Source organism: Panacagrimonas perspica (assembly GCF_004364935.1).
Classification (GTDB): Bacteria; Pseudomonadota; Gammaproteobacteria; order Nevskiales; family Nevskiaceae; genus Panacagrimonas; species Panacagrimonas perspica.
Genome location: NZ_SOBT01000011.1, coordinates 39,440 through 55,381 on the forward strand (window position 1 = coordinate 39,440; position 15,942 = coordinate 55,381).

A 15,942-nucleotide genomic window follows, 5' to 3' on the forward strand; every position below is an offset into this window, starting at 1 on the left:
CCCGACGAGAAACCCATATGTCCGACCTCACCGAATCCAGCACCAGCCGCTACGTTGACGCCGACGGCCAGCGTCTGCACTACCACGACGCCGGTCGCGGTCCGGTCGTGATCATGCTGCACGGCGGCGGCCCGGGGGCAGGCGGCTGGAGCAATTTCAACCGCAACATCGGTCCCTTCGTGGATGCCGGGTATCGCACGATCCTGCTCGATTGCCCCGGCTTCAACAAATCCTCTCCGATCGTCTCCGCCGATCCACGCGGCCTGATCAACGCGCGCGCGGTTCGCGCCCTGATCGATGCGCTGGACATTCGGAAGGCACACCTGATCGGCAACTCGATGGGGGGCTTAAGCGCGCTGACCTTCGCGCTCGAATTCCCGGACCGTCTCGACCGCATGATCCTGATGGGCAGCGCCGGACTGGGCCAGAGCCTGTTCCAGCCGACGCCGCAGGAAGGCATCAAGCTGCTAATGAAGCTGTACAAGCAACCGACGCTGGATAACCTGCAGGCGATGCTGCAGGTGTTCGTCTACGACACGTCGGTCCTGACCGGCGAGCTGGTGCTGCAGCGCTGGCAGGCCATGCAGCGCTCGCAGGAGCACCTGGCGAACTTCGTGAAGAGCAACGAGATGAATCCGCGGGCGCTGTTCGTGGACCTCACGCCGCGCCTGGGCGAGATCAAGGCAAAGACGCTCGTCGTCTGGGGCCGCGACGACCGGTTCGTGCCTTTGGACAACGGCATCAAGGCGGTCTGGGCCCTTCCGGACGCCGATCTGCAGATCTTCGGCCGCTGCGGGCATTGGGCGCAATGGGAACACGCAGAGAAGTTCAATCGGCTTGCGTTGGGTTTCCTCGGTGCGTGACGCGCCTCGTACCCGTTCTTGAGCCGGAATCGACGATGAACGGACTGAAGGATGCGGTGGTGCTGATCACCGGCGGTGGATCCGGCCTCGGCCGCGCGCTGGTCGAACGCTTCCTGTGCGAAGGGGCCCGCGTCGCGGTACTGGAATCCAGCGCCGCACGCGCATCGAGCTTGCGCACCGACTTCGGCGAGGAGGTCGAGGCGATCATCGGCGACGTCACGGTCTACGCCGACAACGCGCGCGCGGTCGAGCGCACAGTCGCCCGCTTCGGACGACTCGATACCTTCATCGCCAATGCCGGCGTCTTCGATTTCTTCCAGGCGCTGCCGCAGTACGAGGGCGACAAGCTCGCCGCGGCGTTCGACGAGTTGTTCGCGGTCAACGTCAAGGGCGGCCTGCTCGGCGCGCGAGCAGCGCTGTCGGAACTGGTGAAGGCCCGAGGCAGCATCATCTTCACGATTTCCAACGCCGGTTTTTATCCCGGGGGCGGCGGTCCGCTCTACACCGCGTCGAAGCACGCGCTGGTGGGCCTCGTGAAGCAGCTTGCGCACGAACTGGCACCCAAGGTGCGGGTGAATGGTGTCGCGCCGGGCGGCATGAGCACGAACCTGAGTGGACTGCGGGCGACCGGCACGGCAGCGCAATCGCTCGCAGACGTAGAAGGCCTCGACAGGATGCTTCGCGACGTCACGCCGCTGCAGGTCTCGCCGAAGCCCAAGGACTACTGCGGGCCCTACGTGCTGCTCGCTTCCGCGACGGATGCAGGGCCCATTACGGGCGCGATCATCAACACCGATGGCGGCCTTGGTGTGCGTGGAATCGTCAACATCCGCGGCGGCGAGGCGCTTTGATAATCCCTCTACGGTTGCCGGACCCATGTCACTGCCGAATCGCTTGAGCCAACCTCGCTGGGGGTTCGTTCTCCCTGCTCCGTGCGACTGGCGTAATCACATAGAGAGGGAGCAGAACAAGAACGGGCAGGGGGAATCACCCGATACAGAACGTCGGCCTTCTGAAAGCAGACTAACGCGACCTTTCGCTTCTGGCACCAAGCGACCTCAATCGACGACGGCTATCAGCTTGAGCCTACGCCCGTTGTCAGCGCGCTCGATGTGGTGTCACGCGGTCCGTTCGAGCCGGGGGACGGGAAGATTGATGTCGAGCCCCGCACGCTCGTATCCGCGGCGGAAGTCTACGCAGTGCCGTTCCATCCAGCGACGGGCCTTTTCGGGGTCACGCTCCTTCAGGGCGGCGAGGATGTGCTGGTGTGCGACAAAGAGGCGTTCGCCTGCCGGGGCTCTCCGCAAGACCGGCAGGAAAGCCCGGTACAGCAGGTCGCTGATGGCCGAACGACACAAGACGAGTGCGCGGTTTCCCGAGGCCTCGGCGATGCCGTTCATGAAAGCCAGATCGAGTTCCAGCAGTTTCGACGGATTGCGTAGGGCCTTGGCGGTCAGCCGCTGGTTCTCCTCGAGAGACGCGAGCTGATTGGGCGTCGCGTGGCGAGCGGCCGCCTCGGCGGCGGCCGGCTCGATCGCCATCATCGTTTCCCACAGTTCGAGGAAGGTGACCTGCTGCAGGATGATCGCCGCGGTCATGCGTGACGAGACATGCACCCCAGTGGGGGCGTTGACGATCAGTTGTTTCGTACCCCGTGGCCGGACCAAAAGACCTTCCTGCTCGAGGACGCGGATGGCTTCGCGCACCGTCGAGCGGGTGACGCCAAACGCTTCGGCCAAGGCCCATTCCCCTGGAAGCGATGCGCCCACCGCCCACTCACCGCTCATGACCTTCCGGCTGATGCTGCTGGCGACCGCCTGGTAGGCGCGCGGGAGCTCGATCACTTCAACTTCTACTGACGATGGACGCTTCACCACACTCTCCAGTCGATCGCGCCGAGTCTGAAGGAACAGGACGTCCTCGTCCGTTCCGTGTCCTTGACAGCGGCAACAGCGGGTGGACAAGATTGTACTACAGTAGTACAAGAATCCTGTCCGTCGGAACTCCCGTCGGAACAAGACATCGATGTCCACGACCGGAGCGAGAAATGTTCAGCGACGCGTTGATCAGCAATCTGACCCGTGCAGTGCACGAGGATCCCGAAACCCGGTTGGCCACACGGCACGCGACGTTTTCGTCGCTGCTGGAGTTCGGTCCGCACACCTTGCTGATGAAGGCGCGCGAGGGCGACGTGAAATTCATCTCGTCTCCGACCACGGATGAGCCCTGGGACTTCAGCGTACGGGGATCGGAGGAGGCGCTCCGGCATTTGCGCGAGGCCGCCACGCCGCTGACGAACCATCCGATCGGAATGGCGACGCAGGGAGTGATGGCGGTGGGAGGTGGCACGCCTACTCATCTGCGCTTCGAAGGCAACTACCAGAAGCTCTACGCGAACCTTGCCGCGGTGTGCGCCGTGCTCGCGCAGCTTCGCCACGTCGAGGGATAAGCCATGGCCAATTCCAACATCGAGTCCATCGTCGGTCGTTACGTCCACGTCGAACTCGACGGGCGCGACTACCGAACCTATTTCGAAGAGAACGCGAACGCCAAGGGCAGGCCGATCGTGTGCCTGCACACCGCCGGTGCTGACAGCATCGAATTCCGGCACCTGCTGGCGGATCGCGAGATCGCCGAGCGCTTCCGCGTGATCGCCTTCGACATGCCCTGGCACGGCCGCTCGCTCCCGCCGGATGGCTGGTGGAAAGAGGAGTACAAGCTTTCGCGGCGCTTCTACGTCGCGTTCGTCGTGGCGTTCTGCGAGGCGATGGGACTGGACAAGCCCATCCTCATGGGATGCTCGATGGGCGGCTACGTGATGTTCGACATCGCGCACGATCACCCGGAGCGGTTCTCCGCGTTCATCTCGTTGCAGGGCCGTGACCAGGAGAAGGCCTGGGATGGCCTGTCGAAATGGTTCGTCCACCCGGAGGTGAATGCGAACACCCTGATTCGACCGCTGATCGCGAGCCTCATCCCGGCCTCGGCGCCAGAGGCGCGACGCTACGAAATCGAGTGGATCTACGCTCGCTGCGGCCCGGGCGTCCTGCCGGGCGATTTCCATTTCGCCAGCGTGGATCACGACAGCCGGGAGTATGGGCCGCAGCTCAGCCGTATCGGCGAGAAGATGTACTTGATCGCCGGCGACTGGGACTGGAGCTGCTTCAAGGAACACACCGACCGGATCCAGCAGGCGATCAAGGGCATCACCGTCGTTCGCTCGCCCGATCTGGGCCACTTCCCCATGTCGGAGAACCCGGTCGCGTTCCGAAAAGCGCTGGACCCGGTTCTCAAGAAGATCGAGCAGCGCGCGAGCTAGACCGCGCGATGCCTGCCCCCACGCGACATTCGCCACGACCGAGACCCGTCCTGTGACCGATCTGCTGAGCCAACCCCTCACACTCCCTTGCGGGGCCGTCCTGTCCAACCGCTTCGGAAAAGCCCCGCTGACGGAGGGTCTGGCCGACGAACACAATCGCGCCAACGAAAGACTCGTGCGGCTCTACCGGCGCTGGTCGGAAGGCGGAGCCGGCTTGCTGGTGTCCGGCAACGTGCACATCGACCGCCGCTATCTCGAGCGGCCGGGCAACGTGGCCATCGATGGCAATGGCGGCCTCGAATGGATCAAGGCCTATGCCGAGGCCGGGACCAGCGCGGGCAATCATTTCTGGATGCAGATCAATCATCCGGGTCGCCAGGGGGCGGTGACGCGCGACGGAACCTTTCCAGGGCCATCGGCGATTCCGCTCAAGGTTCCGGGACGTCCACCGTTCGAGACGCGTGCGCTCAGCGAAGAGGAGATCCTCGAGATCATTCGCCGCTTCGCGTTCGTCGCGACCACCGCAAGGGAATGCGGATTCACCGGCGTGCAGATCCACAGCGCACACGGATATCTGCTGTCGTCTTTTCTCAGCGGTCTGTCCAACACCCGCACCGACGCGTGGGGCGGCAGCCTGCCCAATCGCGCTCGAGCGTTGCTGGAAACGGTGCGCGCGGTTCGCAAGGCCGTGGGACCGGATTTCCCGGTGAGCGTGAAGCTGAATTCCTCCGACTTCCAGAAAGGCGGTTTCACCAACGAGGAAAGCGTGGAGGTCGTGCGCTGGCTCGGTGAGGAGAAGATCGACCTCCTCGAGATCACCGGCGGCAACTACGAGGAGTTGCCGTGGCTGGAGGACGTCAAGCCCAGCACCAAGCGCCGCGAGGGCTATTTTCTCGACTACGCCAAGCGGATGCAGGCGGTCGCCACGATGCCGTTGATGATCACCGGCGGCATGCGGACGCGAGCGGGTATGGAAGACGCGCTGCGCTCGGGCGGCATGGACGTGATCGGGCTGGGCCGTCCGATGTGCGTGGACACCGACATCTGCAAGCAGCTGCTGTCGCGGGAGAGCAACAGCGCCATCAGTTACGAGAGCGCGCTGCCGGTCGATCCGTTGGTCATCGCGGCGGGCGCGACACCCGCCGAGGCCAAGGCGCTCGAGATGTGGACCAACCTGGTGTGGTTTTTCGTGCAGATCTGGAGGCTCGGCGACGGCCTCGAGCCACAGCGGGACATGACGGCGCTCGAGGCGTACCGGATCTACCGAGAAACCGAGGATCGCCAGACGGCGGCGCTGGCGCCGCTGGATCCTCCGCTCCGGGTCGCGACTTGATCAAGTGCAGATTGCCACTCCGGCGAACCGCCTCCAGTAAGCGTGTCGCGATTTGAGTGCTTGCCCGCCCAGTAGCGGTCACTGATGGCCGTCAGCAACTGGCACAAAGCGGAAGTAGCGAGACGGGCAATGGGAACGGCTGCGTTACTCGTCGGTGATCGCGGAAGGACCACCACGGCACGCGCCGGGACGTACCGTCATCACCGCGAGACCTCGCGCGCAGGGAGAACGCAGCGAAAAGATCCGGCGCGAAAGCGCCGGATCGGTACTGCTTACGCCGCCTTGGCGATCGGTGTCACGTTTGAGCCATTCACCGCGATGCGGCGAGGCTTGGAGGACTCCGGCACACGCCGCACCAGCTCGACGCTGAGCAACCCATTCTTCAGACTCGCGCCGTGGACTTCGATGTGGTCCGCCAGTCGGAAGCTGAGCTTGAACGCGCGCTGCGCGATGCCGCGGTACAGATAGGTCGTCTCGGTCTTGGTCTCGCGCTTGGCTGAGCCGATCGTGAGCACGTCCTTCTCGACCTGGATTTCAAGGTCCTCCTCGGCCATGCCGGCGGCGGCGACCACGATGCGGTATTCGTCATCGCCCTTCTTCTCGACATCGTAGGGCGGGTAAGGCGCAGGTTCGGCTCGTACGAGCGAATTGAACAGATCATCGAAGCGATCGAAGCCGATGGTGGAGCGATAGAGGGGAGCGAAACTGGTCATGTGAACCTCCTGGATTCAGCGAAGTGGATGTCTGCCGGGCCCCGAACCTCGGCGTCTCGACATCGCCGATCTAGGAGCGGCCTCGACGGTTTCAAGAGGGTCGAATCGGCAAAATTGACGGCTGTTCGCGACCGCCCGACAAGTGCCCACGGGCCGGGCGCAGGGATGAGAATGCCGGCGGGCGCCCGTTGCGGGAGGCGCTCGTTAAGGCAGGTTCGGGCGAGCTGCTGCGAACACACTTGGCGGAGGCAGGAGAGGACGGCTAACCGATCACTCCGCCGCTGGCGCCATTCGGCGGGCCAGGGCACATCGCACAGATTGACGGTGCGGATCCGTAGATCGGCGGTGATCTGGCCGAGATGTCCGGCAGTACGATCGGCGCCAATGTCGCCCCAGCTTTGAGATGCGGCGGCCTCGCCTAAACACCGTATCCATCGCATTGCACGCAAATGATGTCGAAGAATCGACGTAGTGGATGGCTTCCGATCGCAATCGTAGTGCTGTTCGCTACGCATACCGCGCGCGCGGAAGTCGATTGGCTTCCCAGCGCGCAAGATCTTTCCAATCCTAAAACGCAATGGCTTTTCAAAGGGACCGAGCGGTTTGGAAAAGCCCTCGAAGAAATGATGGGCGTGCCCGACGCGTCAGCGATGGGAACGGTATGGATGGGGGTTTCAATTGCAAAGAGCGGCGAAACCACATGCCAAGTGCAAATGAGCGACGGCAACCGGACGTTGGAGCGCAATGCACTTAGCGCATGTCGAGGAACACGTTACAACGCGTTTCCGAGCGAGCTACCGACTGACGCAGTCGCAGTGCGTTTCACGATGCCGATCCGTCTCAGGTCCTATAGGGGGATGGACTACGACATACCCCGTATCAGGTTTGGATGTGAAGGCCCACTAAAACCGGCTACCTCGATGGCGCTGAGCGAGCATGCGGTGGTGAAGCTGCGGTTGGCCGTCACCGCTCTAGGCGAGGTGTCATCTCATCGGATCGTCAGTTCCAGCGGACGTGCTGATCTCGACGGGGCGACGGTTGAGGGATACAGCCTGTGCAGCTATGCCGCTGCAGTCAAACACGGAAAGCCTGTTGCTGGAGAAATCTACCTCGAGCACCACTGGTTGCCCGATTCAGCCCTCAACGGAGTACCGCTAGCTCCCCTGATGTGATCAGCCATATCGCCTAGGTCGGCCGAACCGCCGCGGGGCTCACCCATGTCGAGCATGTGCGTTTGATCACCCTGCATCGTCGACACAGCGCCGCCCTCTCTACGACGATCTGCACGTTGCCGGTTCCGAACGCCCAGCGGCAACGTATGCCGCTGGGCGAACCTCTGGAAGAACGCCGCAGGTTATCGCGATGTTGCGCTGTAATGTTCAGGCGGCAGTTACGCTACTTATCGTCATCATCTTCGCCCTTAGGATCATCGTCATCGTCGAAAGTGGCGTCTGGATTCAGCTTCACTTGGCTCTTGAAATCGAAGGTCCATTTGATCGTTTCGGGCGGTGCATCGTGGAGATCAACGGTTCGCAGATTGTTCGTCGCGCCTAGGAGCATGGATAGCGCTCGTGTATTTCCTTTCATTGCGCCGTTAATCCACTGCTTGACGATAACCTCGCGAACCGATTTTCTTACCTTGCGCCCATTGATGTTGACGAATACCGGCTTGTTTAGCTCTTTGAAAAGCTCCTCCTCAATCGAAGCACGCTTCTTCGCTCCTTTCGGGCGTCCGTTCGGGTTTCCGGATTTGCCGGGCCTGAATCGCGTCCCTCGTGGCGGACGTCCGTAGCCCACCCCGGAAGGAGGTTTTTTCGGAGGCTTAGCCATGGCTGCGGCTCTCCGATTGGATATTGTCGAAGGAGCGTCCACTTTCGGCATGCACAGCTTTCTGGCCGGTGAGCTTCTGAAGTCGGCGAATCGCGATATCGACGTACGCCGGATCGAGTTCAATGCCGTAGCAGACACGGCCAGTTCGATCTGCCGCGATGAGCGTCGTTCCACTGCCGAGGAACGGATCCAAGACGATGTTGCCGCGGTCCGTGGAGTCGAGCAGCGCGTCAGCCACCATCGCAACCGGCTTCACGGTCGGGTGCATTGCGAGCAGGCTGCCTTCTTCGGTCTTGCGACCGAACACCCCGACGTTCGGGTACTTCCAGACGTTGCTGCGGTTTCGTCCGTGCTTGCCCAGCTGGATGTTGTTGCGGTGGGAACCTACGCCGCTCTTGAAGACGAATACCAACTCATGCTGGCTCCGATAGAACGAGCCCATGCCGGCAGTGTCCTTCGCCCACACACAGATATTTTTGAGCTCGGTGTAGGCATCGCGTGAAGCGGCAAGGACCTCAGCGAGATGCCGCCAATCGATGCAAATGTAGTGTATCGATCCCGGCTTACTGTGCTTGGCCAGCAGCGAGAAGATTACCGCGAGGAAGGCGGTGAACTGGTCTTTGGTCATTTCACCGGAAGCCATCGCAAACTCCCGGTGACGGATCGATCCATTGCCGCCCACGTTCTTGTCGATCGGCACGTTGTAGGGCGGATCGGTGAAGACGGCGGACGCAGGTTTCTTGTCCGTCAGCCTGTCGAGGGTCGAGGTGTCGAGGCTGTTGCCGCAGAGAACCCGGTGCTTGCCAATCATCCAGAGATCGCCCACGCGGGTTACCGCAGGACCAGGATCCAGAATTTCATCGCCAGGATCCGGCGCAGAGTCTCGATCATGGTCTGTCAACATGATCCGGTCGACCTCCGCAGGCTCGAATCCGAGTCCATCGAAGTCGAATGTGTCATCGATCTTCAGAAATTCAGCGAAGTCTTCGGACAAGACCGCGAAATCCCAGCTGCCGAGCTCCTGCGTTCTGTTCAGCGCGATGGTGAGCTGTCGAAGCTCTTCCTTTGAGAGGTGATCGATCCGGATCACAGGCACGTGGCTCAACTTCATTTGGCAAGCAACGGTCCCCAGCGCATCGCCGTCGACAATGACGCCATCTCGATCTACGAGGATTGGACGCATGTGGCGGTACTTCACTAACGACTTTTTGATGGCACGAAGCTGCTTGGGCGGATGTCGCCTGAGCGCGCGGGGGCTGTGCTTGAGATCCTGCGGCGGCACGTGTTCCAGCGTGTAGCGGGCGAGCAACGCACGCAGTGCGTCGGTTGGAGGTGTAGAAGAGAGAACGTCGAGAGATTCCGACGCGGGCGACTTGAAGGAACGTAAGCTTGTATTAGGAAGGCTCATGACCAACTCCAATGCGTACGTGTGCCCTGGAGCTCAGGGCTCCAGACAGCAGCGTCCGCAAAAAGGGGATAGGAGAGCTTGTACGTCGTCTTCGTTTTGGCATCCCGCCGCCACGAATAGATTTCCAGGCCGCGAGCAAAGAGCTCGCTATTGGTTAAGAGGTGGAAGGACTCCCTCCTTCCGTTCGCCCTTTTGGCATCCCGCCGCCAGCACGTCGTTTCTATTAGCGAAACGAACCCAGATCCCCCGGGTTACTCTTCAAGCCGAAGATAGCAAGAAAGAATTGCACCATAAAAGCGATTTTTCACGGTCCCTGAAAATATTTTTAGGCGCCGCGATATCTCGTTGAAAGTTCTGCTGTCAGTCGTCGTCCCGCCTCCGGATTCATCGACACCGACGTCGAAATCGGATGATGAATTCCGTACGTCTTGCGGATCGCATCCGCCGGCATGCTCTCGTCGAGCGTCTTGGCCGCCGCCTTCCACTGCACCTGCAGGCGATGGAGACCGTTGCCGTTGAGGACATCACCCGGATCGCCTTTTCGCAGCAGCCGGTAGGTGCTGGGATTCTCGACGACGCCCCAGCCCACTGCCCCGAATCCCTTTGCATAGGCCACGATCACGTCACCCGCGATGTAACGCCGAAGAATCTTCTCTCCGGCGTCGCCGGGCTCATTTTCAAATGACGTCGCGATCTCGTTGTGCTTGACCAGATACGTCCACCACGCGGGGTCGGTGGCCGCAGCCCAGGCTTGGGGGTGTTTGGAACAACTGCGAAAACGCTTGAGCGCCCGGCGGCTCATCGGAACGGTGGGGAATCACGACGTCGACTCCAGAAGATCTGTCGAAGCTGTAGCCGCTGAACAGGCGCTAAAAAGCCTGCTGCCCCGGTTCCCTTTGGCGGATAAAAAATTGGCTTCTAGATTTTGGGCAGAAGACTACGTAATCCTAGAGGACTCAAGAGCAGACGCGACGATCGTAGTGGTGATCGAAGAGCGTCGAGTATCGTCTAACGTCACCAAGACATTCGTCTTTGCTTCCGACCATGTGCTGTCATACGACAGAAACATGGCGGCTATGAAAGCTGCCCAATCTGAAATCGTTGTAGATCCAATTCGGTACTGCCGTGTCGATTTGGCTGGCGAAATCCGGGCCCTGAGCGAGCGCACTGGGCGAAAAATTCGTGTCGGAATTGATATATCGTCCATGAATAGAACGATGGCGGCGTCGCTGCTGCTCTCCGTTCTCTCTAAGGCGAGTTGCTGCGAAGCAATAACTCTTTTTTATGTCCCTGCAAGATTCGCGTCGCCTAGCCTCACCGTCTCGCCAATTGAACAAGTTGGACCGGTGCTGCCAGAGTTATCGGGCTTCAAATGTGAACCTGGTCGCCCCGTCGCTGTGGTGATGGGGCTGGGGTACGAGTATGGGACGGCGGTGGGACTCATCAATCAGCTTGAACCGCAGCTGACGATCTGTCTTAAGGCTTCCGGAGGGGATCCTATGTATGACGCCGCCGTTTCGGACGCCAACTTAGGGTTCGATTTTGGTCCCTACAACGTTGAAGTTTCCGACTATGACCTTCGCGACATCGGCGCGGCATTTAGGCATATCGAAACGCTCGTACATGGCTTGGTGCCGACCTATCGTGTCGTTCTCGTTCCGATGGGCCCAAAGATCCTCTCGGCGATTCTCGTTCTGATCGCCCTGAAATATTTCGGACGTGCGGCTCTGTGGAGAGTAGCTCGATCGTCGCCGCCCGCGGATGTACAGGCCGACTCCTTTTATGTGAGTGCGGATGTCGACCTGGACGATGTTGCAATCGAGAAGCTGAACGCAGCCATGGGTCCTTTTCGGCGTTAACAAATGCAGCAGCTTCGGGGGCGGTCCGAGCTATGTTCGTTTCGAAGGACGCTCTCACGGGCGCGTGTCCAGTCGGTGTTGGATACGGCTGGAGGGCAAAACCCGTCCTCAAATGCGGTTCAACGATTAGATGTACGGGGTAGCTGGCAAATGACCCCGGTCAATTCGCTAAGGTGAGGGCGGTCTCTGGACGCTCGAAGTGGCCATGCGAACAGGGATAATCAGGAACGGAGTCTAGCGAACCGTCCGATCGACAAATGGAGATATCGGCTACGAGAGGGGGTCGCCGCAGCCTTGACAGCGCGCTCCGTGGTTCGTCTTGAAGGCGAGACAGCTCCATTTTTGCGGTCTTTAGCTGAGAGACGCTGCCGTTATGGCTGTCGCCCAGAAAAAGTGGCGGTGTGCACAGTCTCACGCGAACGGGGCTCGACCGGTATCAGGGAAAATAACAGGGAAATCCGATAAAAAACGCGTTCTACGGGCTCACGAAATCGCGATTCCCAGGGCTTTCACGGTTCTACGCGGTTTTTCCCTGGCGAGGCGAACAGGGAAATCGAAAACAAATAGCAGGGAGCAGGTCCGCGAGATCGTCCTTAGCTTCCACGAAGATGATCGAGAAGCCGCAGCCGATCGGCGCCGTCAGCGCGCGAAGGAATAGCAAAGTGATCCCCGAAAAGGTTACGGAGCCGTACAGCTTGATCGTCGGTTCCATTTCGTTTGGTTCTAGGTCGTGTCGACGTGGGGTCCGATCAAGGACTACCAGGTGATCGGACAGCGCCAATTGCACTAGGGCGTTTTCTCGCAGCGTTCCCCTTCAGTTGCGGTGATTGTCATGGCGAGCGCGCAAATGCCTGCATGCCAGCAACCTGATCGAATGAACTGCTCGTCTATCGGGCTAGTCCATGCGCCAAGTGGTCAACGAAGGCGCGCGCCGATGGCTTGGCGGCGCGCCCGGCCGGAAATACGGCGTGGACCTCGGCAGCATCCATCGTCCAGTCGGCGAGAACGCGTACCAATGTGCCGCTCTCCAACTCGGGCCGGCACCCCAAACTTCTGGTCGACAAAATCCCGATACCAGACAGCGCGGCCGCAGTTGCTCCCTCGTCGACTGAAGCAAGAACTCGCGCTTCCGCGCGCAGCGACATCGTGCGTCCGTCATTCTTGAATGACCAGGCGTCGGACGTCGACCCCCGGGGCCTCTGATGATCGAGTGCTTCGCGAGCTCTCCAGGTTACCGGGGGACACCCGCAAGTGCGAGATAAGCCGGCGACGCCACCAATCTGAGCTTCCCCATCCTGAGCGATCACGTCGGTGAAGTCGCAGCAGCGTTTGGTCTGCGCTTCGTCGTGCCCGAGTACCTGCGCGACGTATCCCGAGGGTTCTCCACCGATCTCGCAGTGATCAACGGGGAGCCGAGTTGGACACTGCCCATGCCGGCCCGCTATGTCATCGGTGTTGACGGCGTGATCGCCTACGCCGAAGTCAATCCCGATTACACCCGCCGACCCGATCCGAGCGAGTTGTTGCCGACGCTGGAGCGCCTGCATCGAGCTTTGGCCGTCTGAGCGGCGTTGGGTATCGATGCCGGCGCCGGTAACGGAATCTGATTCCTGCGCCTCAATTTTTGTAGTAGCGACAGATGGAGAAAGCCATGAAAGTACAAGTCGGCCAGAGCATTCCAAGCTTCGCCGTGCAGACGCTTCAGGGAGACCCTTTGGCGGTGCCCGACGCACCTTCAAAATTCACACATCTCCAGTTCAGGCGCTTCGCAGGGTGCCCGATCTGCAACCTTCATCTACATACGTTCTTCAAGAGTTCCGACCAGATCAGGGCCGCCGGAATACGTGAAGTCATCTTCTTTCACTCGTCAGCATCGGAGATGGAGAAATACCAGAAAGGCATCGCTTTTGCCGCAGTGGCTGACCCCCCAAAAGTCTTCTACGCCAAGTTCGGTGTTGGACGGTCCATTTTGGCCAGCCTGCATCCCCGTGCGTTGTGGGCAGCGATCAAGGGAATGCTCCTGGGGAAAATGGGCCTGAAAATGGAAAATGGCCCGGTCGGACTGCCGGCGGACATTCTGATTGATCAGAAGGGCACCGTCGTTGCCGTGAAATACGGAACCCATGCCTACGATCAATGGGAAGTACCCGAGTTGCTCCGGATTGCGAAGGACGTCAGTTAGCGCCTTAGGAGGCGCGCAGCGGCCGAGCGCTGTTGATCTGCGAACCAGAGAGTTCGGTTAAAACCGCTTGTTTCGATCCGGTTGCCCGCCAGTTTCAGAGTCGCGTCCATCCCAGCCGAGTGCCTTCCGATCTTGGCGTACGACACTACGGCGCAGGGGAGAGGGGGGACGGCCATCTGGGCCACACGCGCACGTTGAACGGCCGCTCACTCGTAATAGGCTGCATCAGCTTTCCGCCTTGGCCCCGTTCTGGACGTCTAGTGCCCGAGGAAGCAGAGAGGGGGGAAGCCCTTAATTGATCTTTGATCACGTATCGGCGATTTTGGACTGACTGGTCCAATAAGAGACCGAGTCAGGTGAGGGGAGCGGGTGCCAAATCACAAGGTCGATGGACCGATTGGAAGGGTGCTCTGCGCACTCCTTCTTGTTCTTTGTTTCTACGCAGGGGATGCATTCCCTGCAGGCGGCTACTTCGTGCTCGGGTATGGGCCCTACGCCCATCAGTCTGCTGGCACGTCTACCGCAGTAGGCTTCGATGCGTTTGCCGGGGCATCCAACCCCGCCAAGCTCTCCGAGGTCGGGACGCGTCTGGACTTGGGCGTGCTGGCGTTCATGCCATACCGGCGAATCACGCGGACGGGATCGGACTCTGCTTTCGATATCCAGTCGAAAAGCCGAAATGATTTCTTCCTGGTGCCGGACGGCGCTTATGCGCGTCGAATCGATGACGTCTGGGCGTGGGGTGTTACGCTCTACGGGAACGGCGGACTCAACACCGAATACCACGAAAACACTGGTGTTCCGGGCAGCAATGGGAATCCAGATCGCTGTGGTGATCGCCCCGGGAATTTCTTTCGCGGCTGCGGCGAAGTCGGATTTGATCTGCTCCAGCTAGTCGTCGCGCCCACGTTGTCGGTTCGGCTCTGGACACGGCACTCGTTCGGTATATCGCCGCTACTCGCCTTCCAGCAGATCCGCGCATATGGCCTGCAAGCGTTCGAGCCGTTATCTCGCGACGCCGATCACGTGACTAATCAAGGGTACGACGGTGCGTTCGGCGCCGGAGTGCGCGTGGGATGGCTCGGCAAGATCCAGCCGTGGCTGGATCTGGGCGCAACGTACGCCACCAAGGTCTACATGGAGGAGTTCAACGAATACCGCGGCTTGCTGGCGGACGGCAGTTTCGACATCCCGGACAATTTCAGCGTCGGTTTCGCATTGAAGGACCAGAACCTCACGCTCGCCGGCGATATCCACCGGATCTTCTTCGGGCACGTGCCGGCACTGGGCAATGGCGTGCTGAATACGCTGACGGATCCGGAAAAGCCTTTGGGAGATCGGCAAGGAAGTGGGTTCAACTGGAATCATCAGACCAACTACCGCCTATCGCTGACTTGGCATACGACGCCGAACCTCGACCTGCGGGCCGGTTTCGCGTACGGCCGCGTGCCGCAAGCCGATAGCTCCACGAACACAGCGAGCTTCACGATGCTCGCACCCAATCCCGCACTCAATCTGACGGCGGGATTTTCGTATCGCCCCGCTCACGATACCGAGTTCCATTTCGCTTACGGTGCCTATCGGCGCGGTGAGTACGAAGGCGATTCCGCTCTTTTTCCTGGCGCCAAGGAAAGAGCGGAGCCGAGAGTCGACACGATCTATCTGGCTTGGAGCAGAACATGGTGAGCCCGCAGGATGGAAACGCCGGCTTGAGCGCGGTGCGCGGCTACCCCAGGCTGACCGCGCCGGACCGGAGACGTCGATGACGCGCCCCAAATTGTTTGACGAAGAAGCGTCTGTGGACGGCGCAATGCGGCTGTTCTGGAGGCAGGGATTCGATGGCGCACCGCTGCCGGAGCTTCTGGACGCCATGGGTCTTTCTCGTGGCAGTTTCTACAACGCATTCGGCGGCAAGGAGAAAATTCTGCTCGACGCCATCCGCCGGTACATGGACGTTGGAATGGATGGCGTGCTGCTGCCGTTGTTCGAGCCGGACGCGGCGCGCGAGGAAATTGAAGAGACCTTCACGAGGATGATCGCTCACACGGCGAGCCCCGAGGGTCGGTATGGGTGCCTGGTCAACAACTGCATGACCGAGCTCGCAACCCGCGTTCCGGTCGCGCGGCGCGCGTTGCTCGCCGCCCGCGCGATGGTCGAGGATGGATTCACCCGCGCCGTCGAGCGAGGTCAGGCAGAGGGGACCATTGCCAAGCGCGACAGTCCGCGCTCCATCGGTCGGTTTCTGCTGAATAACTTCTCCGGACTCAACGTTGCGTCCAAAGGGAGACCCGGACGCGCCGTCCTCGCCGACATTGCGCGAGTCACCCTGAAGATCCTGGATTGAAATATTCGCCGTGACCACCGTGTCACCCACTCCCGCGCCATTTGTGACGAAGGTCTGCGCTCAATGGCCATGCAGCACTCACTGAAGTCGA

The 15,942-nt window shown here is 60.7% G+C and carries 17 protein-coding genes and 1 pseudogene; 11 read left to right on the top strand and 7 right to left on the bottom strand.

The features are described 5' to 3' along the window. The first annotated feature begins 17 nt into the window (after window positions 1-17). Window positions 18-863 (top strand): alpha/beta fold hydrolase, encoded by an 846-nt coding sequence (locus DFR24_RS19730; protein WP_133883171.1) that lies wholly within the window; start codon window positions 18-20, stop codon window positions 861-863. Window positions 864-898: 35 nt separating this feature from the next. Continuing rightward, a complete protein-coding gene (gene hcaB / locus DFR24_RS19735; RefSeq protein ID WP_133883172.1) occupies window positions 899-1,714 on the top strand; it encodes a 3-(cis-5,6-dihydroxycyclohexa-1,3-dien-1-yl)propanoate dehydrogenase in 816 nt (271 codons plus the stop codon). Window positions 1,715-1,981: 267 nt separating this feature from the next. Here the strand turns inward: hcaB and DFR24_RS19740 are convergent, their stop codons facing one another. Then, on the bottom strand, window positions 1,982-2,737 hold the full coding sequence (locus DFR24_RS19740; RefSeq protein ID WP_133883173.1) for a FadR/GntR family transcriptional regulator: 756 nt from the start codon (window positions 2,735-2,737) through the stop codon (window positions 1,982-1,984). A 173-nt stretch (window positions 2,738-2,910) separates the two neighbouring features. Here DFR24_RS19740 and DFR24_RS19745 point away from each other — a divergent pair, with 173 nt between their 5' ends. From DFR24_RS19745 to DFR24_RS19755, 3 genes are read left to right on the top strand one after another with little or no spacing between them, the layout of a single operon-like run. Beyond that, window positions 2,911-3,312: a hypothetical protein gene (locus DFR24_RS19745; protein WP_133883174.1), complete on the top strand. Its 402-nt coding sequence runs from the start codon at window positions 2,911-2,913 to the stop codon at window positions 3,310-3,312. Between the two features lie 3 nt (window positions 3,313-3,315). After that, window positions 3,316-4,182: an alpha/beta fold hydrolase gene (locus tag DFR24_RS19750; RefSeq protein WP_133883175.1), complete on the top strand. Its 867-nt coding sequence runs from the start codon at window positions 3,316-3,318 to the stop codon at window positions 4,180-4,182. Between the two features lie 52 nt (window positions 4,183-4,234). Continuing rightward, window positions 4,235-5,515 (top strand): NADH:flavin oxidoreductase/NADH oxidase family protein, encoded by a 1,281-nt coding sequence (locus DFR24_RS19755; protein ID WP_210772404.1) that lies wholly within the window; start codon window positions 4,235-4,237, stop codon window positions 5,513-5,515. Between the two features lie 272 nt (window positions 5,516-5,787). Here the strand turns inward: DFR24_RS19755 and DFR24_RS19760 are convergent, their stop codons facing one another. Then, entirely contained in the window at window positions 5,788-6,228 is a 441-nt protein-coding gene (locus tag DFR24_RS19760; RefSeq protein ID WP_133883176.1) for an Hsp20 family protein, read from the bottom strand. A gap of 449 nt (window positions 6,229-6,677) precedes the next feature. On the opposite strand from DFR24_RS19760, the gene DFR24_RS19765 reads away from it, so the two are divergent. Then, on the top strand, window positions 6,678-7,400 hold the full coding sequence (locus tag DFR24_RS19765; RefSeq protein ID WP_133883177.1) for an energy transducer TonB: 723 nt from the start codon (window positions 6,678-6,680) through the stop codon (window positions 7,398-7,400). A 223-nt stretch (window positions 7,401-7,623) separates the two neighbouring features. Here the strand turns inward: DFR24_RS19765 and DFR24_RS19770 are convergent, their stop codons facing one another. The 3 genes from DFR24_RS19770 to DFR24_RS19780 form a co-directional block, all read right to left on the bottom strand. After that, a complete protein-coding gene (locus DFR24_RS19770) occupies window positions 7,624-8,058 on the bottom strand; it encodes a DUF5681 domain-containing protein (RefSeq protein WP_133883178.1) in 435 nt (144 codons plus the stop codon). Continuing rightward, the gene (locus DFR24_RS19775) at window positions 8,051-9,466 is read right to left on the bottom strand and encodes a DNA modification methylase (protein ID WP_133883179.1); all 1,416 of its coding nucleotides are present in this window, start codon (window positions 9,464-9,466) and stop codon (window positions 8,051-8,053) included. The genes DFR24_RS19770 and DFR24_RS19775 overlap by 8 nt, the downstream gene beginning before the upstream one ends. Window positions 9,467-9,791: 325 nt before the next feature. Continuing rightward, complete coding sequence (locus DFR24_RS19780) at window positions 9,792-10,268, bottom strand: hypothetical protein (RefSeq protein WP_133883180.1); 477 nt, start codon at window positions 10,266-10,268, stop codon at window positions 9,792-9,794. On the opposite strand from DFR24_RS19780, the gene DFR24_RS19785 reads away from it, so the two are divergent. Further along, window positions 10,249-11,325 carry a hypothetical protein gene (locus tag DFR24_RS19785; RefSeq protein WP_133883181.1) on the top strand — a complete coding sequence of 359 codons (1,077 nt, stop codon included), beginning with the start codon at window positions 10,249-10,251 and terminating at the stop codon, window positions 11,323-11,325. The two genes, DFR24_RS19780 and DFR24_RS19785, sit on opposite strands and share 20 nt — an antisense overlap. A 517-nt stretch (window positions 11,326-11,842) precedes the next feature. Here the strand turns inward: DFR24_RS19785 and DFR24_RS19790 are convergent. Both DFR24_RS19790 and DFR24_RS25400 read right to left on the bottom strand, forming a co-directional pair. Then, window positions 11,843-12,037: a hypothetical protein gene (locus tag DFR24_RS19790; protein ID WP_133883182.1), complete on the bottom strand. Its 195-nt coding sequence runs from the start codon at window positions 12,035-12,037 to the stop codon at window positions 11,843-11,845. Window positions 12,038-12,212: 175 nt separating this feature from the next. Further along, a complete protein-coding gene (locus DFR24_RS25400) occupies window positions 12,213-12,632 on the bottom strand; it encodes a LysR substrate-binding domain-containing protein (protein WP_133883183.1) in 420 nt (139 codons plus the stop codon). Here DFR24_RS25400 and DFR24_RS25505 point away from each other — a divergent pair. The 4 genes and pseudogenes from DFR24_RS25505 to DFR24_RS19815 all read left to right on the top strand — a co-directional run. After that, window positions 12,606-12,890 (top strand): annotated as a pseudogene (locus tag DFR24_RS25505) (peroxiredoxin-like family protein); the annotation flags it as partial. The gene DFR24_RS25400 and the pseudogene DFR24_RS25505 sit on opposite strands and share 27 nt — an antisense overlap. Before the next feature lie 86 nt (window positions 12,891-12,976). Then, window positions 12,977-13,507 carry a peroxiredoxin-like family protein gene (locus DFR24_RS19805; RefSeq protein WP_133883185.1) on the top strand — a complete coding sequence of 177 codons (531 nt, stop codon included), beginning with the start codon at window positions 12,977-12,979 and terminating at the stop codon, window positions 13,505-13,507. Window positions 13,508-13,912: 405 nt separating this feature from the next. Further along, the gene (locus DFR24_RS19810) at window positions 13,913-15,193 is read left to right on the top strand and encodes an OmpP1/FadL family transporter (protein ID WP_162851332.1); all 1,281 of its coding nucleotides are present in this window, start codon (window positions 13,913-13,915) and stop codon (window positions 15,191-15,193) included. A 76-nt stretch (window positions 15,194-15,269) separates the two neighbouring features. Further along, window positions 15,270-15,851, top strand: coding sequence for a TetR/AcrR family transcriptional regulator (locus DFR24_RS19815; RefSeq protein ID WP_133883187.1), 582 nt, complete (start codon window positions 15,270-15,272; stop codon window positions 15,849-15,851). Window positions 15,852-15,942: the final 91 nt, after the last annotated feature.

Coding starts and splice junctions, on each gene's coding strand:
- DFR24_RS19730 (WP_133883171.1), top strand. CDS start 18: ATGTCCGACCTCACCGAATCCAGCACCAGCCGCTACGTTGACGCCGAC.
- hcaB (WP_133883172.1), top strand. CDS start 899: ATGAACGGACTGAAGGATGCGGTGGTGCTGATCACCGGCGGTGGATCC.
- DFR24_RS19745 (WP_133883174.1), top strand. CDS start 2,911: ATGTTCAGCGACGCGTTGATCAGCAATCTGACCCGTGCAGTGCACGAG.
- DFR24_RS19750 (WP_133883175.1), top strand. CDS start 3,316: ATGGCCAATTCCAACATCGAGTCCATCGTCGGTCGTTACGTCCACGTC.
- DFR24_RS19760 (WP_133883176.1), bottom strand. CDS start 6,228: ATGACCAGTTTCGCTCCCCTCTATCGCTCCACCATCGGCTTCGATCGC.
- DFR24_RS19765 (WP_133883177.1), top strand. CDS start 6,678: ATGATGTCGAAGAATCGACGTAGTGGATGGCTTCCGATCGCAATCGTA.
- DFR24_RS19770 (WP_133883178.1), bottom strand. CDS start 8,058: ATGGCTAAGCCTCCGAAAAAACCTCCTTCCGGGGTGGGCTACGGACGT.
- DFR24_RS19775 (WP_133883179.1), bottom strand. CDS start 9,466: ATGAGCCTTCCTAATACAAGCTTACGTTCCTTCAAGTCGCCCGCGTCG.
- DFR24_RS19780 (WP_133883180.1), bottom strand. CDS start 10,268: ATGAGCCGCCGGGCGCTCAAGCGTTTTCGCAGTTGTTCCAAACACCCC.
- DFR24_RS19790 (WP_133883182.1), bottom strand. CDS start 12,037: ATGGAACCGACGATCAAGCTGTACGGCTCCGTAACCTTTTCGGGGATC.
- DFR24_RS19805 (WP_133883185.1), top strand. CDS start 12,977: ATGAAAGTACAAGTCGGCCAGAGCATTCCAAGCTTCGCCGTGCAGACG.
- DFR24_RS19815 (WP_133883187.1), top strand. CDS start 15,270: ATGACGCGCCCCAAATTGTTTGACGAAGAAGCGTCTGTGGACGGCGCA.